Raw genomic sequence first — 22,019 nt, 5'->3', positions numbered from 1 at the left:
AGAGCCACGGCCCCGCCATCCGGATCCTCCCCACGGCCTCCTCAGAGCGGCGCACACCCCCAACGGCACCACACCCCACGCCCTCCGCGTCCTTGTCAGGCGCTGGAAGTGCCCTCACGGCCGGGCCGTCGTCGACCGTTCACCTTCCCGTGGCCGAACGATCGAATCGTCGTCGCCCACGACTGGAACAGTGCGGAAGTCACCCGTCCGTCACCCGAAGGATCACCCATGGCTCCCCTGCCCCACGGATCACGTCAGCTCGTCGCCCTGACGGCTGCCGCCGCCCTCGTGGCCTCGCCGCTCGCGGCCTCGCCCGCCAGCGCCGCGCCCACCCTGCCGGCGCTGATGATCACCGAGATCGCCCCGGACACCGCGGGCTCCGACCACTTCGAGTTCATCGAGGTCCGGAACACCGGCGACACCGCCGTCGACCTGTCGCAGGCCGGTCTCGCCTACATCTACGCGGACAGCGACGACACGTCCCGCGACGTCGCCCTGAAGGTGCCGTCCGGCACGCTGGTGCAGCCGGGCGAGACGGTCGTGCTGTGGCTCTCCTACACGAGCAGCACCGTTGACAGCTTCGCCCGCACCGAGCAGGACTTCCGCGACTACTGGGCCACCGAGGGCGCCGGGACCGACTACCGCCTCGTGCGCGTGGAGGGCCAGCCCGGCATGGCCAACGGCGGTGAGCGGGGCGTTCGCCTCACCCTGCCCGACGGCACGACGACGTGGTCCTTCTATCCCGCGGGCTCGACCTCGGCGGGCCGCACCGCACAGTTCCGCGTGGACGACGACGGCGACGCCGGAACCGCGCTGCTGGAGGGGCCGGCCGTCCCGACCCCGGGCCAGGTCTCGTCCGACGCGCTCGCCTCCCCGACCCCGGAGCCCGATCCCGGGGAGCCGGCGCCGGTGCCCGATCCCTCGCTGGCCACGGCGCCGCTGCAGATCACCGAGGTCACTCCTGACACGGCGAACGTCGACGGCGCAGACGGCTACGAGTTCATCGAGGTCTACAACGCGACCTCCGAACCGGTGGACTTCGGCGACTACACGCTCGACTACCTCTACCCCGCGGACGATCTGACCAACAACAACGTCGTCACGTGGCCGGCAGATCCCGCCTCCTTCCTCATCCAGCCGGGCGAGACCGTCGTGTTCTGGATCAAGAACGGCAAGAACGACCACCTCACATCGGACGACTTCAACACCCACTTCGGCACCGACCTCGCGGCCGGAGCCGAGCTGGTGGAGATCCACACCGGCGGCATGGCCAACGGCAGCCCGCGTGGCCTGCAGATCGTCACGAACACCGGGTTCCCGGTGAACACGGCCTACTACAACCTGAACGGCGCGGACGACGCGATCGCCGACCAGGGCATCCAGTACGCCGTCGACCCGGCTGACCCGAACCGGCAGACCCTCGTCGGCACCGCCCCCGCCTCCCCCGGCAGCGTTACCACCGAGCAGGTCCCCGCCGGCCTCATGCTTCCCGCCGCGGACGCCGCCGGACCCGTCATCGAGGACCGGACCGCCACCGAGGTCGACCCGGCGGCGGACTTCCCCATCGAGCTGCACATCGCTGACGACGTCCAGGTCAAGACGGTCACCGTGGCGGTGCGGACCTCCGGCATGGCCGAGCCCGTCACGCACACCCTGCGGGCTGCCGAAGGCGACCTCTACCGGCACGTCATCAACGCAGTCGACCTCACCGGTCAGCGGTGGGTCGAGTACTCCGTCGTGGCCTCCGACGGCACGCACACCACGGAGCTGGAGACCCACCGTGTGCCGGTCGCGGGCGTCGATCAGAGTGGCGTCCGCCTGTCCGTGGCCGAGGGCGAGGTCGTCTCCGGCCGCGAACGGATCACCGCCGGCGGCGACGCCTACCCCTCCACGACCACCGTCGCGGTGGACGGCGTGCGTGTGGAGGGCACCGAGGCCGCACTCGAAGGTCGCCCGGTGTTCGCCTTCGAGGCCACCAGCACCGACGCCTTCTTCCGCAACGGCGTGCTCGTCGGTGACGAGGTGCTGCACATCTTCGACGAGGGCTTCTACGACCGAGAGGTCACCGTGCCCGTCGACGTGCCGCTCGAGCACATCACCGCCGGGGAGCCGCTGACGCTCAGCGTCTATGCGGGCACCAAGGCCTGGCCGGAGATCGACCCGGACGAGAACAACGACGACTTCCAGATCCGCAACCTGCGCCTCGTCCTGCCGGACGGCCGCACCCTGCGCCCGGCAGGCCTCGAGGACGGCACGCAGTGGATCCCCATGGGCGACTCCGCGGGCAAGAACGACTACGTCGACGCCTCCTTCCACCTGCCCCAGGACGCCTTCTCCGCGACCGCGTTCGACTGGGACACCACCACGGTGGCCGACGGCGAGCACACCGTGACGGCGACGGACGGCACCACGACGGTCACCCGGACCGTCACCGTGGACAACACGGGACCGGAGATCAGCATCGACCTGGCCGACGGCGCGGAGGTCCGCGGCGCCCACACCCTTCAGGCCACTGCCTCCGATGCCGGGGCCGGCGTGGACGTCCTCACCGCCGAGCTGGACGGCACGCCCGTCGAGCTTCCCCATGAGATCAGCTCGCTGAGCCTGCCGGCGGGCGAGCACCGGCTCGTGCTCACCGCGCGGGACCTGGTCGGCAACACCTCGACCCGGACGATCACGTTCACGACCCCGGTCGAGCAGCCCGGGGCGACGCCGGTGTCACCGGCGGACGGCGCAGCCGTCGACGGCCCGGACGTGGAGCTGTCCGCGACCGTCACGGACCCCAGCGGCGATGCGCTCGACGTCGACTTCTACGCGGGCCGGGAGGTCGCTCCGGGCGAGGAGGGCCTCGACGTGTGGACCGGTGAGACCACCGTGGCCGCGGCCACCGAGCGGGACGGCAAGGTCGTGGCCGACGCCGCGGCGCTCGAGCTGATGGGCGCCGACGACGGCCGTGAGCACGTCGTGAGCTCGGACGACGCATTCCCGTACCAGCTCCTCGAGGTCCCCGTCGACGACGTCACCGCCGAGGGGAAGGTGCGCGTCACCTGGGACGGCAGCGCCAATCCGGACGCCAAGGTGATCCTCTCGGTGCTGAACACCGCCACCGGTCGCTGGGAGGAGCTCGACCGCGCCCTGACGACCGGGGACAACCCGACGGAGTTCACGCTCGAGGGCCTCGTCGACGTCGCAGACCACGTGCGCGACGGCAGCGTCCAGCTGCTCGTCCAGCACTCGGAGGGCTTCGCCCACACCGACCTGAGCACCCGCGAGTCCGCGGTGGCCGGCGGCCACCCGGAGGACGTGCCCCGCTCCGAGTACGACTTCACCCTCGGCTGGGAGTCGGACACGCAGTACTACAACGAGACCTGGTACGAGCATCAGCTCGCGATCCACGAGTACTTCCTCCAGGCGCGCGAGCGGCTCAACCTGGCCTACGTCTTCCACACGGGCGACATCGTGGACGAGTGGGACAAGCCGGAGCAGTGGGAGCGCGCCGACGACGCCTACCGGATGCTCGACGAAGCGGGTCTGCCGTATGGAGTCCTGGCCGGCAACCACGACGTGGGGCACGCCCTTGAGGACTACGGGCCCTACGGCACGTTCTTCGGCGCGGAGCGGTTCGACGGCAACCCCTGGTACGGCGGGTCGTACGAGGACAACCGGGGCCACTACGACCTCATCACGGTCGACGGCGTGGACTTCATCATGCTGTACCAGGGGTGGGGGGCCGGCGACGAGGAGATCGCCTGGATGAACGAGGTGCTGGCCCAGTACCCCGAGCGCACCGCGGTCCTCAACCTCCACGAGTACATGCTGACGACCGGCGGCCTCGGACCGATCCCGCAGCGGATCTACGACGAGGTCGTGGCGACCAACCCGAACGTCTCCCTGGTGTTCTCGGGTCACTACCACGACGCCTTCACCCGCGTCGACGGGTTCGACGACGACGGGGACGGGGTCGACGACCGTCAGGTCACGCAGGTTCTCTTCGACTACCAGGGCCTCGCGGAGGGCGGCCTGGGATACCTGCGCCTGCTGCACTTCGACAACGAGGGGCAGCGGATGCTCGCCCGGACCTACTCGCCGTCCCTGCAGGACTACAACGCCGATGATCCGTCCCTGGAGCCGCAGCACCAGGAGTTCGAGGTGTCCTACGCCCAGCTCGGCATCGAGTCGCGGACCAAGACCCTCGGGACCGACGCCGTCACCGTCGAGGTGCTGACCGGCAAGCTCATCGACCAGCAGGCCGACGTGGCCTCCGGCTCCACCGTGAGCTCGACCTGGGCAGGCCTGACGCCCGGCGAGTACGGCTGGTACATCCGCACCGAGGACCCGTACGGCGCCGTCGACCTCAGCGCCGTGCGTGAGTTCGTCGTCGTGTCCCCCACCGAGCCGCCCGCCGAGGTGGAGCCGGGACCTGCCCCCTGGCATCCCGGCAAGGGCAAGGGCCTCAAGGACGGCGTCCCCCCGGGACACCGCGACGGCCACCCCGGCAAGGGCAAGGGCCTCAAGGACGGCGTCCCCCCGGGACACCGCGACGGCCACCCCGGCAAGGGCAACGGTCGTCCCTGACGGCCTCAGAACGGGAGGGGCGGGACGCGCGTCCCGCCCCTCCCGCTTGTTCGAGCAGGCAGGCGCGGCCCGGTGGGGCACCGCCGGCCGCCGTGTGGTCGGCACCGTCCACGGCAACGGGGATGACGACGGCTGCTCGGCACCTCGACGGTGCCGACGACGAAGGCCCCCGCTCAGCTGAGCGGGGGCCTTCCCTGTGGTCGGGGTGACAGGATTTGAACCTGCGGCCTCGTCGTCCCGAACGACGCGCGCTACCAAGCTGCGCCACACCCCGTTGGCGGTCGAAGACCGGAATCCAACAGGGAGCCACACTACCACGGTGGAGTGACGGAGCCAAACCAGCCCATGCCCCCGCTCGTCAGGCAGGATGGTCACGACGCCGCCGCAGGTGACAGCAGAGGAGGAGAGATGCACTGGCCGCCCTGGAGGCATTCCTCCCGCGCCGACATGCCCGCTCGTGCCGAGGACCGGCCGCGAGGCGTCCGTGAGAGCCTGGCCCCGAGGGAGGACCTCAAGGCCGCCGCCGACGGCCTCCGCGAGCTGCTGACGCGGGAGAGTGACCGTCTGCGCCCGGACACGTGGAGGGAACTGTGGGACCTCCATGCCGGGGTGGAGGCACTGCTTCCTGCCTGGGATCGGATGGCCGCCGCGCGCGCAGCGGAGGCTCTCGACGTGCTCGACGTCCTGCAGCGGCACCTCCCCCGAGCCGTGGACGCGTTCCTCGCCATCCCAGACGACCAGAAGCCCTGGCACGCCGACGAGTTCGCTCGACAGATCGAGGTCCTGGGCCGGCGGGTCGAAGGATCACGGCGCCGGCTCACGCGTGTCCTGACCTCAGCCCTGGAGGCCCAGGGAGAGCTGCTGGAGGACTGAGGGCTCGGGGCTTCCCCGTGTTCGCCGTGGTGGAACGGAGCGGAGAAGACCCCTGAACGCAGCAAAGGCCCCGCACGAATGCGGGGCCTTTGCCTCAAAAGATGTCCGGCGGCGACCTACTCTCCCACAACCTCCCGGTTGCAGTACCATCGGCGCTGTGGGCCTTAGCTTCCGGGTTCGGAATGGAACCGGGCGTTTCCCCCACGCTATGACCGCCGTAACCCTAACCCCACCTACACACCCAAACAGGCGCAGCGGGAAACCATCGGGTCACACAACAGTGACACACTCTTCAATTCTCAACCCCACCCCCACAAGGAACAGGACCGGTTGCAATCAGACAACCGCACAGTGGACGCAAGCACCATCACCCCTCCCGCTTGAAGCAGCAGAAGGAACATGTGTGTAAAAATCATCGGCCTATTAGTACTGGTCAGCTCCACGAGTCTTCAGTCCTCGCTTCCACATCCAGCCTATCAACCCAGTGTTCTCGCTGGGGGCCTCACACCCTCAAGGGGCAAGGAAATCTCATCTCGAAGCCGGCTTCCCGCTTAGATGCTTTCAGCGGTTATCCATCCCGAACGTAGCTAATCAGCCATGCACCTGGCGGTACAACTGACATACCAGAGGTTCGTCCGTCCCGGTCCTCTCGTACTAAGGACAGACCTTCTCAAATTTCCAACGCGCGCAGAGGATAGGGACCGAACTGTCTCACGACGTTCTGAACCCAGCTCGCGTACCGCTTTAATGGGCGAACAGCCCAACCCTTGGGACCTACTCCAGCCCCAGGATGCGACGAGCCGACATCGAGGTGCCAAACCATGCCGTCGATATGGACTCTTGGGCAAGATCAGCCTGTTATCCCCGAGGTACCTTTTATCCGTTGAGCGACGGCCGTTCCACAACGAGCCGCCGGATCACTAGTCCCGACTTTCGTCCCTGCTCGAGCTGCCACTCTCACAGTCAAGCTCCCTTGTGCACTTGCACTCGACACCTGATTGCCAACCAGGCTGAGGGAACCTTTGGGCGCCTCCGTTACATTTTGGGAGGCAACCGCCCCAGTTAAACTACCCATCAGGCACTGTCCCTGACCCGGATCACGGGCCGAAGTTAGATATCCAGAGTGACCAGAGTGGTATTTCAACGATGACTCCACGAACACTGGCGTGCCCGCTTCAAAGTCTCCCACCTATCCTACACAAGCCACACCGAACACCAATACCAAACTATAGTAAAGGTCACGGGGTCTTTCCGTCCTTCTGCGCGTAACGAGCATCTTTACTCGTAATGCAATTTCGCCGAGTTCACGGTTGAGACAGCGGGGAAGTCGTTACTCCATTCGTGCAGGTCGGAACTTACCCGACAAGGAATTTCGCTACCTTAGGATGGTTATAGTTACCACCGCCGTTTACTGGGGCTTAAATTCTCCGCTTCGCCGAAGCTAACGGGTCCTCTTAACCTTCCAGCACCGGGCAGGAGTCAGTCCGTATACATCGTCTTACGACTTCGCACGGACCTGTGTTTTTGATAAACAGTCGCTTCCCCCTGGTCTCTGCGGCCCCGATCCCCTCACACCAGCAAGTGATGCTCAAGGTTGGGGCCCCCCTTCTCCCGAAGTTACGGGGGCATTTTGCCGAGTTCCTTAACCATGATTCTCTCGATCGCCTTAGTATTCTCTACCTGACTACCTGTGTCGGTTTAGGGTACGGGCAGTTTGAACCTCGCGCCGATGCTTTTCTAGGCAGCATAGGATCACCGGATCACCCACCAAGTGGGCGCCCATCAGGTCTCAAGCACAAAGCTGGCGGATTTACCTACCAGCAGCCCTACACCCTTAGACCAGGTCGATTCCATTGCCTGGCCCGGCTACCTTCCTGCGTCACACCTGTTAATACGCTTGCCTCCCCGGTTCAGGTCCCGCGCTCCCCACCACCATCCTGATCAAAGACCAGGTTTGGGATGGTTCGGGCGGTTAGTATCACCGGCTCAGCAGGGACGGTTCTTCACTGGTACGGGAATATCAACCCGTTGTCCATCGACTACGCCTGTCGGCCTCGCCTTAGGTCCCGACTTACCCAGGGCAGATTAGCTTGACCCTGGAACCCTTAGTCATCCGGCGGACGGGTTTCTCACCCGTCTTTCGCTACTCATGCCTGCATTCTCACTCGTCCACAATCCACCAGAAATCACTCGCTGGCTTCACCTCGTGAACGACGCTCCCCTACCCATCCAACAAAAGCTGAATGCCACGGTTTCGGCGGTGTACTTGAGCCCCGCTACATTGTCGGCGCGGAATCACTTGACCAGTGAGCTATTACGCACTCTTTCAAGGATGGCTGCTTCTAAGCCAACCTCCTGGTTGTCTCAGCAACTCCACATCCTTTCCCACTTAGCACACGCTTAGGGGCCTTAACCGGTGGTCTGGGCTGTTTCCCTCTCGACTATGAAGCTTATCCCCCACAGTCTCACTGCCACGCTCTCACTTCCCGGCATTCGGAGTTTGGCTGAAGTCAGTAACCTTGTAGGGCCCATCGTCCATCCAGTAGCTCTACCTCCGGGAAGAAACACGTGACGCTGCACCTAAATGCATTTCGGGGAGAACCAGCTATCACGGAGTTTGATTGGCCTTTCACCCCTACCCACAGCTCATCCCCTCCATTTTCAACTGAAGTGGGTTCGGTCCTCCACGCGCTCTTACACGCGCTTCAACCTGGCCATGGGTAGATCACTCCGCTTCGGGTCTAGGACACGCGACTCAATCGCCCTATTCAGACTCGCTTTCGCTACGGCTTCCCCACACGGGTTAACCTCGCCACGTATCACTAACTCGCAGGCTCATTCTTCAAAAGGCACGCCGTCACCCCTACAAGGAGGCTCCGACGGTTTGTAGGCACATGGTTTCAGGTACTATTTCACTCCCCTCCCGGGGTACTTTTCACCATTCCCTCACGGTACTTATCCGCTATCGGTCAACAGGTAGTATTCAGGCTTACCAGGTGGTCCTGGCAGATTCACACGGGATTTCTCGGGCCCCGTGCTACTCGGGCAACCCTCCAACGGCGGCGGAATGCATTTCGACTACGGGACTCTCACCCTCTACGGTCCGCCATCCAAAGCGGTTCGTCTATACACCCGCACCTCACCGCGCCATGCCGGCAGACATGACAAGGAGGGGCCCACAACACCGCACATGCAACCCCTGCCGGGTATCACACACATACGGTTTAGCCCCATCCGCGTTCGCTCGCCACTACTAACGGAATCACTTTTGTTTTCTCTTCCTGTGGGTACTGAGATGTTTCACTTCCCCACGTTCCCTCCAACCCGTCTATGTGTTCAACGGGCGGTCACACGACACGTCGTGCGGGGTTTCCCCATTCGGAAATCCTGGTCTCAACGTCCGGTTATCGACTCCACCAGGCTTATCGCAGATTCCCACGTCCTTCTTCGGCTCCTGTTGCCAAGGCATCCACCATGCGCCCTTAGAAACTTTCACACACATGAAAGCCCTAAAATGAGCAAATATAACTAAGATGTCATTTTCGGCGTCACCACACCTCACACCACGTCCCCAGGGGGAAACACGGCGATCAACAGTGCAGCAACAAAAATAAGATGCTCGCGTCCACTATGCAGTTCTCAAACAACAACCCCCACACCCGCTCACCACACCACAACGATGCGACTCACCAAGCAAGGGAAACAGAAACAACACCACCCAACAACCCCAAAAGGCTGCCAGGCGCCTGCTGTCCCAGGACCCAACAGTGTGCCAACACCAGAAACCATCACCAGCCCCAACCATTCCAACCAGCTGCAAACAGCCGGCGTACTCAGCCAGAACCAGGACACTCCCCAGCACCATTCGTTGATGTTCCACCCATGAGCAACCCGCCATCACACACGCGGTGATGCAACGGGCACTAATGCTCCTTAGAAAGGAGGTGATCCAGCCGCACCTTCCGGTACGGCTACCTTGTTACGACTTAGTCCCAATCGCTGGTCCCACCTTCGACGGCTCCCTCCACAAGGGTTAGGCCACCGGCTTCGGGTGTTACCGACTTTCGTGACTTGACGGGCGGTGTGTACAAGGCCCGGGAACGTATTCACCGCAGCGTTGCTGATCTGCGATTACTAGCGACTCCGACTTCATGGGGTCGAGTTGCAGACCCCAATCCGAACTGAGACCGGCTTTTTGGGATTAGCTCCACCTCACAGTATCGCAACCCATTGTACCGGCCATTGTAGCATGCGTGAAGCCCAAGACATAAGGGGCATGATGATTTGACGTCGTCCCCACCTTCCTCCGAGTTGACCCCGGCAGTCTCCCATGAGTCCCCACCCGAAGTGCTGGCAACATGGAACGAGGGTTGCGCTCGTTGCGGGACTTAACCCAACATCTCACGACACGAGCTGACGACAACCATGCACCACCTGTGAACCCGCCCCAAAGGGGAAACCGTATCTCTACGGCGATCGAGAACATGTCAAGCCTTGGTAAGGTTCTTCGCGTTGCATCGAATTAATCCGCATGCTCCGCCGCTTGTGCGGGCCCCCGTCAATTCCTTTGAGTTTTAGCCTTGCGGCCGTACTCCCCAGGCGGGGCACTTAATGCGTTAGCTGCGGCGCGGAAAACGTGGAATGTTCCCCACACCTAGTGCCCAACGTTTACGGCATGGACTACCAGGGTATCTAATCCTGTTCGCTCCCCATGCTTTCGCTCCTCAGCGTCAGTTACAGCCCAGAGACCTGCCTTCGCCATCGGTGTTCCTCCTGATATCTGCGCATTCCACCGCTACACCAGGAATTCCAGTCTCCCCTACTGCACTCTAGTCTGCCCGTACCCACCGCAGATCCGGGGTTAAGCCCCGGACTTTCACGACAGACGCGACAAACCGCCTACGAGCTCTTTACGCCCAATAATTCCGGATAACGCTCGCACCCTACGTATTACCGCGGCTGCTGGCACGTAGTTAGCCGGTGCTTCTTCTGCAGGTACCGTCACTTTCGCTTCTTCCCTACTGAAAGAGGTTTACAACCCGAAGGCCGTCATCCCTCACGCGGCGTCGCTGCATCAGGCTTTCGCCCATTGTGCAATATTCCCCACTGCTGCCTCCCGTAGGAGTCTGGGCCGTGTCTCAGTCCCAGTGTGGCCGGTCACCCTCTCAGGCCGGCTACCCGTCGTCGCCTTGGTGAGCCATTACCTCACCAACAAGCTGATAGGCCGCGAGTCCATCCATGACCGAAATTCTTTCCAACATCCACCATGCGGTAGACGTTCCTATCCAGTATTAGACCCAGTTTCCCGGGCTTATCCTAGAGTCAAGGGCAGGTTACTCACGTGTTACTCACCCGTTCGCCACTAATCCACCCAGCAAGCTGGGCTTCATCGTTCGACTTGCATGTGTTAAGCACGCCGCCAGCGTTCATCCTGAGCCAGGATCAAACTCTCCGTAAAAAAATTACAGAACGACCTCACAACACCCGGAAATAAGTGTCATGACATCAATTCAATCGCTGGCAGACCACCACCACTCACACGGGGGTGCGGGGTGTATGGTCAACCAATGTGTTAAAACAATTGGCATCAACAAACTTGGCACACTATTGAGTTCTCAAACAACAGGCGCTTCCAGACTCACCATCCCGCCTCGCGGAACGTTTCGCTCTGGAGCAACTTCTCCATCCTAGACCATCCGATCAGACCCTGTCAACCCCGTTTCCGAAGTCTTCAGCAGCTGTTCACGTGATCCGGTTTCGCAACCTTACCACACGATCAGTTCCTGTCAACTCCGTCATCCGACGTCGTCATCCAGTGAAAATTCATGAAGAAGGCTACAAAAGCCTACCACACGATCACCAGTAGTCAAACCAGATCATCTCTTCAGGAATACCAGCATCCCCTCACAGGAACACTGCACACTGTGTGAGCACATCCGCCCTGGACCTGCCATTCTCGGCAAGAATCCGCGGATTCCATGTTCTTCACCCGGCCGTCCGATTCCTCGAACCGCGCCTCAGCACGAGATGGAACTCTACACACACCACGACCCCCACGCAAAATCGGGGGCCGTGCACCGCGTGCACCGCCCCCGATCACCTTCCACCCGCATGATCACGGGGGTTCCGCAGCGTTCATCCGACGTTCACCTCACTCAGGCGTGCCGGCGCTCCGCCATGGCCTGCCTCACATTCGGCGGGCGGCCTCGGGACGGTCGGACGGGTGAGGCTCGGTCACCGGCTCCTGGGCCTGCGGGTCGACCACCGGGGTCCCCGCCACGTCCGCCTCCCCTGCTGTGACCGTGCCGTGCGCCATGGGCTCGTCGCCCGTGCCCGGGTGAGGCTGCAGCCAGAGGGTGCTCAGCGCCGGCACGTTCACCGTGAGGTGGGCCGGCTGCCCCTGCCACTCGCCCGGCTCGGCGACGGGGGACTCGACCTGGCCGGTCTGCTCGCGCCATCCGTCCCCGTGGAAGTCGGCGTCGTCGGTGTCCAGCACCACCGTCCACTCCCCCGCACTCGGCACGCCGACGCGCAGACCCTGGCGCGCGGAGCCGGAGAGGTTCGTGATGCACAGCAGGGGGGACGCCTCGGCCTGACCCCCGCCGCCCGCAGGCCGGCGCAGGAACACGAGGGTGTTCCCGTCCGCGTCCCCGCCGTCCACCCACGCGAACCCCTCGGGGCTGTGGTCCGCGGACCACAGCGCGGGCTTCACGCGGTAGAGCGCGTTGAGCTCGCGCACCGTGAGCTGCACCCCGCGGTGGGCCTCGTCCCAGGAGACGGGCCAGTCCAGCCCGTTCCCCTCGGACCACTCGGAGGGCTGGGCGAACTCCGCGCCCATGAAGACCAGCTGCTTGCCCGGGTGCGCCCACATGTACGCGAAGTACGCGCGCAGGGTGGCCAGCTGCTGGCGGCGGTCGCCGGGGATCTTCTGCAGGAGCGATCCCTTGCCGTGCACCACCTCGTCGTGGGACAGCGGCAGCACGTAGTTCTCGGAGTACGCGTAGACCATGGAGAACGTCCACTGGCCGTGGTGCCAGCGGCGGTTCACCGGGTCCTCGGAGAGGTACGCCAGGGTGTCGTGCATCCAGCCCATGTTCCACTTCTTGCCGAAGCCCAGGCCGCCCGCGCTCACGGGAGCGCTCACACCGCTGAACGCCGTGGACTCCTCCGCGATCATGTGCACCCCCGGGTGCAGCCGGTAGGCCGCGGAGTTCGCCTCCTGCAGGAAGCCGATCGCCTCGAGGTTGTGGTTGCCCCCGTGGATGTTGGGCTCCCACTCGCCGTCCTCGCGGGAGTAGTCCAGGTAGAGCATCGAGGCGACGGCGTCCACGCGCAGCCCGTCCACGTGGAACTCGCCCAGCCAGTAGAGGGCGTTGGCCACGAGGAAGTTGCGCACCTCCGTACGGCCGAAGTCGAACACGTACGTGCCCCAGTCCGGATGCTCGCCGCGGCGCGGGTCCGGGTGCTCGTACAGGGGCGTGCCGTCGAACCGTGCCAGCGCCCACTCGTCCTTGGGGAAGTGGGCCGGCACCCAGTCCACGATCACGCCGATCCCGGCCTCGTGCAGGGCGTTCACCAGGTGCTTGAACTCGTCCGGGGTGCCGAAGCGCGACGTCGGCGCGTAGTAGCCGGTGACCTGGTAGCCCCACGAGCCGCCGAACGGGTGCTCGGCCACGGGCATGAGCTCCACGTGGGTGAAGCCCAGCCACTGCACGTACTCGACGAGCTGCTCGGCGAGCTGCCGGTAGTCCAGCCCGGGGCGCCACGAGCCGAGGTGCACCTCGTAGATGCTCAGCGGCTGCTCGTGCGGATCGGTCGCGCGGCGCCGCTCCATCCAGGCGTCGTCGGTGAACGTGTAGGTGGAGTCCAGCACCCGCGAGGCCGTGGCCGGCGGCACCTCGGTCCAGCGGGCCATGGGGTCCGCCTTCTGACGCCAGAGCCCGTCCGGGCCGAGGATCTCGAACTTGTAGCGCGCGCCGTGGCCCACGCCGGGGACGAGCAGCTCCCACACGCCTGAGGAGCCCAGGGAGCGCATCGCGTGGGTGCGCCCCTGCCAGCCGTTGTGCTCGCCCACCACGCGCACCGCCCGGGCGTTGGGCGCCCACACCGCGAACGCGGTGCCGATGGCCTCGCCCGCCGCGTCCCGGTGCACGCGGGCGCCGAGCACCTCCCACAGCCGCTCGTGCCGGCCCTCGCCGATCAGGTACAGGTCCAGATCGCCCAGCGTCGGCAGGTGCCGGTAGGGGTCGTCCCACGCCTCCACGGCGTCGGCCTCGCCCTCCGCGCCCGGATAGGCGACCTCGAGCCGGTACTCGCCCACGGCTCCGGGGCCTGCCGCGGTCAGGGGCCCGGCGCCGACGAACACCCCGTCGTGCTCGTGCTCCAGCTCGACGCGTGAGCCGTCGGCCGCGCGGACCGCCGTCACCGTCCGCGCGAAGGGGCGCAGCGCACGGTAGGTGACCCCGGCGCCGTCGGGGTGGAGATGCACCCCGAGCACGCTGTGCGGGTCATGGTGGCGGCCCTCCGCGACGGCGGCCAGCACCTCCGGGTCGACGGGGAGGGGGGCGACGGTGCGGGGGGCCATGGGATCTTCCTGTTCAGGGGTCACGGTCGGGGTCGGCGGGGGTGCGCCGGGAGGGCGGCTCAGCCGCGGCGGACGACGCGCAGCACGTGTGCCGGCGCTTCGGGGTCGAGGCGGACGTAGGGCTCGGCGCCCCAGTGCCAGCGCTGCCCGGTCAGCAGCTCCTCCACCTCGAAGCGGCCCTCCTCGTCCCGGTCCTCGGCCCGGACCTGCAGCGCGTCCAGGTCCAGGCGCAGCGTCGCCTCGGTGACCCCGTGGGGGTCCGTGGTGACGACCACGATCACGGTGTCCTCGGCGGGACCGGCGTCGGTCACCGCGGCGGCGTCGCGGTGCGCGCCCTCCGGGGCGGCCGATCGCGTCTTGGAGAAGACCAGCAGGTCCTCGTGGGTGGAGCCGTGCAGCGTGAGGTTCTGCAGGTCCCGCAGGGACGGATGCGCGGCCCGGATCTCGTTGAGGCGGGTCAGATAGGGCGCGAGCGAGGCGCCGGCGGCCTCCGCCCCCTGCCAGTCGCGCGGGCGGTACTCGTACTTCTCGTTGTCGATGTACTCCTCCGCGCCCGGGCGCGGCACGTGCTCGAAGAGCTCGAAGCCCGCGTAGACGCCCCAGAGCGGGTTGGACGTCGCGGCGATCGCGGCGCGGATGCGGAACGCCCCGGGGCCGCCCGTCTGGAGATACTCCGTGAGGATGTCCGGGGTGTTCACGAAGAAGTTCGGGCGGTAGAAGCCGGCGGTCTCATGGCTGATCTCCGCGAGGTACTCGGCGAGCTCCTCGCGGGTGTTCCGCCACGTGAAGTAGCCGTAGGACTGCTGGAAGCCGACCTGGCCGAGCCCGTGCATCATGGCGGGGCGCGTGAACGCCTCGGCGAGGAACACCGCGCGCGGCTCCACCTCGCGCACCTCGCGGATGAGCCACTCCCAGAACCACAGGGGCTTGGTGTGCGGGTTGTCCACGCGGAAGATGTGCACGCCGCGCCGCACCCAGCCGAGGACGACGTCGAGCACCGCGGCGGAGAGGCCGTCCGGGTCGTTGTCGAAGTTCAGCGGGTAGATGTCCTGGTACTTCTTCGGCGGGTTCTCCGCGTAGGCGATGGTGCCGTCCACGCGGGTGGTGAACCACTCGGGGTGGGTGGCCACCCACGGGTGGTCCGGGGCGCACTGCAGGGCGAGGTCCAGGGCCACCTCGAGGTCCAGCTCCGCGGCCGCGGCCACGAACGCCTCGAAGTCCTCGAGCGTGCCCAGGTCCGGGTGGACGGCGTCGTGCCCGCCCTCGGCCGCGCCGATCGCCCACGGCGAGCCCGGATCCTGCGGGCCGGCGGTGAGGGTGTTGTTCGGGCCCTTGCGGTGCGCGCGGCCGATCGGGTGGATCGGCGGCAGGTAGACCACCTGGAAGCCCATCGCGGCGACCCCGGGGAGGCGGCGGGCCGCCGTCGCGAAGGTGCCCGAGTGCCACGTGCCCGTGGACTCCTCGAACCGTGCCCCCTCGGAGCGCGGGAAGAACTCGTACCACGCGCCGCGGCCGGCGAGCTCGCGCTGCACGTCCAGCGGGTAGAGCTCGGATCTGGTGACGTGCTCACGGATCGGACGGGCGTCCAGGGCCGCGGCGACGTCGGCGGACTCGGCGGCGGCGAGGCGCTGCGCGGGCGTGAGGGCGGCGTCGGACAGCCCGCGGACGGCGGCCTCGAAGGCGGCGCGGTCCTCGGCGGGGCGCTCGGCATCCTGCGCCGCGTGGCCGAACAGGGCGGCGCCCTCCGCCAGCATGAGCTCCACGTCCACGTCCGCGGCGATCTTCACCGTGGCGGCGTGACGCCATGTGCCCACGGGATCGTGCCAGCCCTCGACGACGAAGTGGTGCAGGCCCGTCTCGGCGGGACGCAGGGTGCCGAGCACCTCGTCCAGGCCCGGGCGACCGGGGCGCATCGGCACCCGCTGCACCTCGGCTCCGTCCGGATCGAGGAGACGGACGGTGGCGCGGACGGCGTCGTGGCCCTCCCGGAACACCGTCGCGCGGACGGGGACGTCCTCCCCCACCACGGCCTTGGCCGGGAAGCGGCCGTCCAGCACCACCGGCTGGACGGCGGTCACCGGGATGCGGCCTGTGACGGTGGAGAGGCGGACGTCGCTGACGGGGGCGCTCTTCGAGGTGCTCACGCGCCCGACGCTACCGCGACCGGGCCCCCGAATGAATGCCTGGCCGGTCCCGGGCGGGTCCGACCCGCCCGGGACCGGGGCATCAGGAGAGCATCGTCTTGTCATCCACCACGGCGCCCTTGATCTTGCCGAACTCCGCGAGGAGGTCGGCGGGGGTCATGCGAGCCTTCTGGGCCGCATCCAGCTCGAGGATCACCTGACCGTCGTGCATCATGATCAGCCGGTCGCCCACCTCGAGCGCCTGCGACATGTTGTGCGTGACCATGAGCGTGGTGAGCGAGCGCTCCGCAACCACCTGCCGGGTCAGGCGGGTGACGAGCTCGGCACGGGACGGATCCAGCGCGGCCGTGTGCTCGTCCAGCAGCAGGATCTTCGGCCCGGAGAACGTGGCCATGAGCAGGCTGAGCGCCTGGCGCTGGCCGCCCGAGAGCAGGCCCACCTTCGAGGTGAGGCGGTCCTCGAGACCGAGCTCGAGCTTGGTGAGCTCCTCCCGGAACACCGCACGGCGGGACGCGGTCACGCCACGGGAGAGGCCGCGGGTGTGGCCGCGGCGCCACGCGAGCGCCATGTTCTCCTCGATGCTCAGCGAGGGCGCGGTGCCGGCCGTCGGGTCCTGGAACACGCGGCCGATCCAGGAGGCGCGTCGATGGTCGGGCATCCGGGTGACGTCCCGGCCGCCCACGCTCACGGTGCCGGAGTCCGGCGTCAGCTTGCCTGCGATGGTGTTGAGGATGGTCGACTTGCCGGCGCCGTTGGAGCCGATGACCGTGACGAAGTCGCCCTCCGCCAGACGCAGGTCGATGCCCCGCAGGGCACGGCGCTCGTTGACGGTGCCCGGGAAGAAGGTCTTCGAGACGTCGTGGATCTCAAGCACGGGGTGCCTCCTTCGGGGCGGATGCGTACGCGGCGGCGCCCTCGGCCACCGCGTCGTCGGCCGGCGTCGGGGCGCCGGTCCGCTGCGAGACGGGCTCGGCCGTGGTGTGCCGCGAGCGCAGGCTCAGCCGCTTCGCGAACCCGAACCGCGGCAGGAGGAGCGCAAGGACCACGAGCAGGGCGGAGATGAGCTTCATGTCATTGGGGTTCAGGCCCGCGTTGAGCGCGAGCTGGATGATGATGCGGTAGAGCACGGCGCCCACGATCACGGCGAGCGTGGCCATGAAGACCGTGCGCTGGCCGAAGATCGCCTGGCCCACGATCACGGACGCGAGGCCCACGAGGATCAGGCCGATGCCCATGCTGATGTCCGCAAAGCCCTGGTACATGGCCAGCAGCGCGCCGCACAGGCCCACGAGGCCGTTGGAGAGCATGAGGCCGAGGATCTTCATCCGGTCCGTGGAGACGCCGTAGGAGCGGATCATCTCCTCGTTGTCGCCCGTGGCCTGCAGCGCGAGACCCAGGTCCGTGTGCAGGAACCAGTCGATGACCAGCTTGAGCACGAACACGCCGAGGAACAGGACCACGACGGAGCCGATGCTCCGCGCCAGGCCCATGTCCGCGAGCCAGGTGAACAGCGTGTCCTGGCCGAGCAGCGGGATGTTGGCCTTGCCCATGATCCGGAGGTTGATCGAGTACAGCGCGATCATGGTGAGAATGCCGGCGAGGAGCCCGTCGATCCGGCCCTTCGTGTGCAGCAGGCCCGTCACGAGGCCCGCGAGGCAGCCGACGACGAACGCGGCGAGCAGGGCGAGGGCGACGGGCACGTCGTTCGTGATCAGGACGGCCGCCGTGGCGGCGCCCGTGGTGAACGAGCCGTCCACCGTGAGGTCGGGGAAGTCGAGGATGCGGAAGGTCAGGTACACGCCGAGTGCCATGACGGCGTAGATCAGACCGAGCTCCACTGCGGTGATCATGGGGGGCCTTTCGGAGGCGGGGCCGGGAGGGGAAGAGACGCGGGATCCGCGCATCGGCCCCGGACACGGGCGCGTCCGGGGCCGACCGGGATCACCGGAGGAGGGCGGTCAGCCGCCGATCACCTCGTCGGCCCTGCCGAGCAGCTCCTGGGGGAGCTCGACGCCGAAGGACGTCGCGGCCTCCTTGTTCAGGACCAGCTCGAGGGAGGCGGGGTCGGCGAAGCCGACCGGGGTGGACTCCGGCTTGGCGCCGTCCCGGAGGATCTTCACCGCCATCTCGCCGGCCTGCTTGCCGTGCTCCTTGTAGTCGATGCCGAAGGTGCCCAGGGCGCCCTTCTCCACCGAGTCGGTGTCCGCGGAGATCACGGGCGCCTTCTTGTCCTTGCCGTAGGACAGGACGGTCTCGAGCGCGGAGACCACGGCGTTGTCCGTGGGGACGTAGATGCCGTCCACGTCGCCGAGCGCCTGGACGCCCTGCTGGACCTCGGACGAGTTGGTGATCGTGGCCTCCTTCACCTCGAGGCCCAGGTCCTTGCCGGCAGCCTTGGCCTGGTCCACCTGGACCTTGGAGTTGACCTCGCCCGAGTTGTAGACGATGCCCACGGTCTTGGCATCCGGCTTGACGTCCTTGAGCAGCTGCAGCTGCTCCTTCACCGGGTTGCGGTCGGAGACGCCGGTGACGTTGCCGCCCGGGGCGTCGTCCGCCTTCACGAGCTCGGCGGCCTTCGGGTCCGTGACGGCCATGAACACGACCGGCTTGTCCTTCACGGCGGAGGCGGTGCCCTGGGCAGCCGGGGTGGCGATCGCGGCCACGAGGTCGACGTCCGACGCGGACGCGAAGGTGGAGGCGATGGAGGTGACGGTCGCCTGGTCGCCCTGGGCGTTCTGCTCATCGAACTCCACCTTCAGGCCGGCGTCGGCGAAGGCCTCCTTGAAGCCCTCACGCGTGGCGTCGAGGGCCGGGTGGGTGGTCAGCTGGTTGATGCCCACGGTGTACTCCTCGACCGCAGCGGAGGAGTCCCCGGCGGAGCCCGCCGCCGAGGACGAGGCGGAGTCGGCCGAGCCGGACCCGCCGCACGCGGTGAGCCCGAGGGCGACGGCGGCGAGGGCGGCGGTGATGCGAAGGGAGCGGTGGTTCATGGGACGAGGACCTCGTTCTGCAGGCAGGGTGCGTCAGGGGGCTGCGCCCGCGGGGGTGGTCGCGTGGTCACAGTGACCATCACTGTGCAGCGTGAACTGCATCACGCGCAATATGGCCCATGAAAATGTGGACATTGTGACGTCGACCACGCGCCGCGGGGAACGGATGTCCTCGGCACAGAGGCGTCCGGCCCAGACGACATCAGCCCTGACGCCGACGGCCCCCGCGCATCCTCGGGAGGGGATCCGCGGGGGCCGACGGCCGGACAGGCACCGCTGGGGGTTCAGCGCGCGCCGGCGCGGCGCGTCGAGATCTCGTAGAGGGAGATGCCCACGGCCATCGAGGCGTTGAGGGACTCCATGGTCGAGTCGATCGGGATCGAGACGATCTGCTGGCAGTGCTCGCGCACGAGGCGGGACAGGCCCTTGCCCTCGGCGCCCACCACGAGCACGAGGGGCTCGGTGGCGAGCTCGAGGCCGGGCAGGGAGACGTCGCCGTCGCCGTCGAGGCCGAGCACGAAGTAGCCCATGCGGTGCAGCTCCGCGAGGGTGTTGTTGAGGTTGCCCGCCTGGGCCACAGGCACGCGGGCCGCCGCGCCCGCGGAGGTGCGCCACGCCGTCGCCGTGACACCCACGGAGCGGCGCTCCGGGACGATCACGCCGTCCGCGCCGAACGCGGAGCCGGCACGGATGATGGCGCCCAGGTTGCGGGGGTCGGTGATGCCGTCGAGGGCGATCAGCAGCGGCGCGGTGCGCAGGTGCGCCTTCTCGCCCTTCTCGAGGGTCTCTCGGGCCAGGTCGAGCGCGTCCGCGTACTCGTACGGCGGGATCTGCAGGACGAGGCCCTGGTGGATCGCGTCGGCGGAGAGGCGGTCCAGCTCGGGCTTGGTGTTCTCCATGACCGGCACGCCCTGCTCGGCGCACAGGCGCAGGGCCTCGCGGACGCGGTCGTCCACCTCGATCCGCACCGCCACGTGCAGCGCCTTGGCGGGGATGCCGGCGCGCAGGGCCTCGACCACGGGGTTGCGCCCGGAGACCGTCTCGTCGGAGAGCTTGGGGCGGGCGGCGCGCTGCGGGCCGGCGCCGGGGCGCTTCGCGGCGGAGCGCTCGGCCAGCTGCTTCGAGCGGTGCGCCTTGTGGTACGTGCGGTCCTCCGCCTTGGGCGTGGGGCCGCGGCCTTCGAGGGCCTTGCGGCCGTGGCCGCCGGTGCCCTTCAGCGGGCCCTTCTTGCCCTGGGGCTTGCGGGATCCGCCGGAGCGGGGTGCGGTGGACATGAGGGGACTCCTGCTGTGGGTGGGGCTGGGGTCGACGCCGCCTGCTCGGCGCGCCGGATCGGCCTCCAGTCTAGGTGTCAGCCCTCCAGGCGCCACGTGGCGCCCTCGGCGCCGTCCTCCACCACGACGCCGGCCGCGGCCAGCGCGTCCCGGATGCGGTCCGCGGCGGCCCAGTCCTTGGCCGCGCGGGCCTCGGCGCGGGCCGCGATCTGCGAGCGCACGAGGGAGTCGAGCGCGGCCGCCGCGGGACCGGCGCCGCCCGCGCCCGCCTCCGGGACGTCGTCGAGGCCGAGCACGGCCGTCATCGCGCTGACCTCCGCGAGGCGCGCCGCGGTGGCGGCGGCGTCACCCGCGGCGAGCGCCGTGTTGCCCGCGCGGACGGCCTCGTGCACGGCCGCGAGCGCCTGCGGCACGTTGAGATCGTCCTCCATCGCGGCGCGGAAGGCCGCGGGCACGCGCTCGGCGAGCGGCGCGCCGGAGGTGCCGGCGGCGTCGTCGGGGGCCTGCGCACGGGCGCGGTCCACGAAGTTCTCGATGCGCTCCACCGCGGCGGCGGCCTCCTGGAGGGCGCCGGGACGGTAGTCCAGCTGGGAGCGGTAGTGGGCCTGGCCGAGGAAGTAGCGGACGGCCTTCGGGCGGGCCATGCCGAGCATCTCCTCCGGGGAGATGGTGTTGCCCACGGACTTGGACATCTTCTCGCCCTCGTACGTGACGAGGCCGTTGTGCAGCCAGAAGCGGGCGAACCCGTCGCCGGCCGCGGCCGACTGGGCGAGCTCGTTCTCGTGGTGCGGGAAGCGCAGGTCCAGGCCGCCGCCGTGGATGTCGAACTCGGCGCCCAGGTACTTGGTGGACATGGCGGAGCACTCCAGGTGCCAGCCGGGGCGGCCCGCACCCCACGGGGACACCCACACCGCGGTGGCGGGCTCGCCCTCCTTCGCGCCCTTCCACAGGGCGAAGTCGCGCGGGTCGCGCTTGCCGCGCGGGTCTGCGTCGGGGGCGTCCTGCATGTCCTCGACGCGCTGGCGGGTCAGCTCGCCGTAGCGCTCCCACGAGCGCACGTCGAAGTACACGTCCCCGGAGCCGTCGGCCGCGGCGTACGCGTGACCGCCGTCCAGGAGCCGCCGGATGAGCGCGAACATCTCCGGGACGTGGCCCGTCGCGCGCGGCTCATAGGTGGGCCGGCGCACTCCGAGCGCGAGGTAGGCGGCGTCGAAGGCGTTCTCGAAGCGGTAGGCCAGCGCCCACCACGGCTCCTGCGCCGGGTAGAGATCCGAGGCCTCGAAGCCGGGGGCGTGGGAGGCGGCGGAGCGGTCGAGGATCTTGTCGTCGATGTCCGTCACGTTGCGGACGGAGGTGACCCGCAGCCCCGTGGCCTCGAGCCAGCGGATGAGCACGTCGAACACGATCGCGCTGCGCACGTGGCCCACGTGCGGCATCCCCTGCACCGTGGCCCCGCAGTAGTAGACCGAGGCCTGGCCGGGCACGAGGGGCTCGAAGTCCCTGATCTGCGCGGTGCGGGTGTCATAGAAGCGCTGGGCCATGGGGCGGCGTCCTTGTCTTGTGTCAGAGAGTCGTGGGT

9 protein-coding genes, 1 tRNA gene and 3 rRNA genes are annotated in these 22,019 nt (G+C 67.5%); 2 read left to right on the top strand and 11 right to left on the bottom strand.

Annotated elements, in window-relative coordinates; translation table 11 throughout:
- The first annotated feature begins 228 nt into the window (after positions 1-228).
- Positions 229-4,575 (top strand): lamin tail domain-containing protein, encoded by a 4,347-nt coding sequence (locus tag LG274_RS10240; RefSeq protein WP_404464303.1) that lies wholly within the window; start codon positions 229-231, stop codon positions 4,573-4,575.
- A 197-nt stretch (positions 4,576-4,772) separates the two neighbouring features.
- Here the strand turns inward: LG274_RS10240 and LG274_RS10235 are convergent.
- A tRNA-Pro gene (locus LG274_RS10235) sits at positions 4,773-4,849 on the bottom strand.
- Between the two features lie 134 nt (positions 4,850-4,983).
- Between LG274_RS10235 and LG274_RS10230 the strand changes: the two genes are divergently transcribed.
- Positions 4,984-5,448 carry a hypothetical protein gene (locus LG274_RS10230; protein ID WP_404464301.1) on the top strand — a complete coding sequence of 155 codons (465 nt, stop codon included), beginning with the start codon at positions 4,984-4,986 and terminating at the stop codon, positions 5,446-5,448.
- A 103-nt stretch (positions 5,449-5,551) separates the two neighbouring features.
- Here the strand turns inward: LG274_RS10230 and rrf are convergent.
- The 10 genes from rrf to cysS form a co-directional block, all read right to left on the bottom strand.
- Positions 5,552-5,668: ribosomal RNA gene (gene rrf / locus LG274_RS10225) — 5S ribosomal RNA — on the bottom strand.
- Between the two features lie 183 nt (positions 5,669-5,851).
- A 23S ribosomal RNA gene (locus LG274_RS10220) occupies positions 5,852-8,944 on the bottom strand.
- A gap of 441 nt (positions 8,945-9,385) precedes the next feature.
- Positions 9,386-10,906: ribosomal RNA gene (locus tag LG274_RS10215) — 16S ribosomal RNA — on the bottom strand.
- The 16S, 23S and 5S rRNA genes sit together here, the layout of an rRNA operon.
- A gap of 729 nt (positions 10,907-11,635) precedes the next feature.
- Positions 11,636-14,032: a 1,4-alpha-glucan branching protein GlgB gene (glgB, locus tag LG274_RS10210; RefSeq protein ID WP_404464299.1), complete on the bottom strand. Its 2,397-nt coding sequence runs from the start codon at positions 14,030-14,032 to the stop codon at positions 11,636-11,638.
- Between the two features lie 59 nt (positions 14,033-14,091).
- Positions 14,092-16,176, bottom strand: coding sequence for a maltotransferase domain-containing protein (locus LG274_RS10205; protein WP_404464297.1), 2,085 nt, complete (start codon positions 16,174-16,176; stop codon positions 14,092-14,094).
- A gap of 82 nt (positions 16,177-16,258) precedes the next feature.
- A complete protein-coding gene (locus tag LG274_RS10200) occupies positions 16,259-17,050 on the bottom strand; it encodes an ABC transporter ATP-binding protein (RefSeq protein WP_248118395.1) in 792 nt (263 codons plus the stop codon).
- Positions 17,043-18,026 carry an ABC transporter permease gene (locus LG274_RS10195; RefSeq protein ID WP_248118386.1) on the bottom strand — a complete coding sequence of 328 codons (984 nt, stop codon included), beginning with the start codon at positions 18,024-18,026 and terminating at the stop codon, positions 17,043-17,045. Before LG274_RS10195 ends, LG274_RS10200 begins: the two co-directional genes overlap by 8 nt.
- Positions 18,027-18,134: 108 nt before the next feature.
- On the bottom strand, positions 18,135-19,166 hold the full coding sequence (locus LG274_RS10190) for an ABC transporter substrate-binding protein (RefSeq protein WP_404464295.1): 1,032 nt from the start codon (positions 19,164-19,166) through the stop codon (positions 18,135-18,137).
- Positions 19,167-19,450: 284 nt separating this feature from the next.
- Positions 19,451-20,440, bottom strand: a complete 990-nt coding sequence (gene rlmB / locus LG274_RS10185; protein WP_248118383.1) for a 23S rRNA (guanosine(2251)-2'-O)-methyltransferase RlmB — start codon at positions 20,438-20,440, stop codon at positions 19,451-19,453.
- A gap of 77 nt (positions 20,441-20,517) precedes the next feature.
- Positions 20,518-21,981, bottom strand: coding sequence for a cysteine--tRNA ligase (gene cysS / locus LG274_RS10180; protein ID WP_404464292.1), 1,464 nt, complete (start codon positions 21,979-21,981; stop codon positions 20,518-20,520).
- Between the last annotated feature and the right edge of the window lie 38 nt (positions 21,982-22,019).

The sequence above is a fragment of the Micrococcus antarcticus genome, from assembly GCF_044872765.1.
Taxonomy (GTDB): domain Bacteria; phylum Actinomycetota; class Actinomycetes; order Actinomycetales; family Micrococcaceae; genus Micrococcus.
Note: the sequence above shows the minus strand (reverse complement) of the source record. Positions and strands in the feature narration are given on the sequence as shown.

Bases quoted from the DNA above. Each gene is read 5' to 3' on its own strand.
- LG274_RS10240 (WP_404464303.1), top strand. From the start codon at position 229: ATGGCTCCCCTGCCCCACGGATCACGTCAGCTCGTCGCCCTGACGGCT.
- LG274_RS10230 (WP_404464301.1), top strand. From the start codon at position 4,984: ATGCACTGGCCGCCCTGGAGGCATTCCTCCCGCGCCGACATGCCCGCT.
- glgB (WP_404464299.1), bottom strand. From the start codon at position 14,032: ATGGCCCCCCGCACCGTCGCCCCCCTCCCCGTCGACCCGGAGGTGCTG.
- LG274_RS10195 (WP_248118386.1), bottom strand. From the start codon at position 18,026: ATGATCACCGCAGTGGAGCTCGGTCTGATCTACGCCGTCATGGCACTC.
- LG274_RS10190 (WP_404464295.1), bottom strand. From the start codon at position 19,166: ATGAACCACCGCTCCCTTCGCATCACCGCCGCCCTCGCCGCCGTCGCC.
- rlmB (WP_248118383.1), bottom strand. From the start codon at position 20,440: ATGTCCACCGCACCCCGCTCCGGCGGATCCCGCAAGCCCCAGGGCAAG.
- cysS (WP_404464292.1), bottom strand. From the start codon at position 21,981: ATGGCCCAGCGCTTCTATGACACCCGCACCGCGCAGATCAGGGACTTC.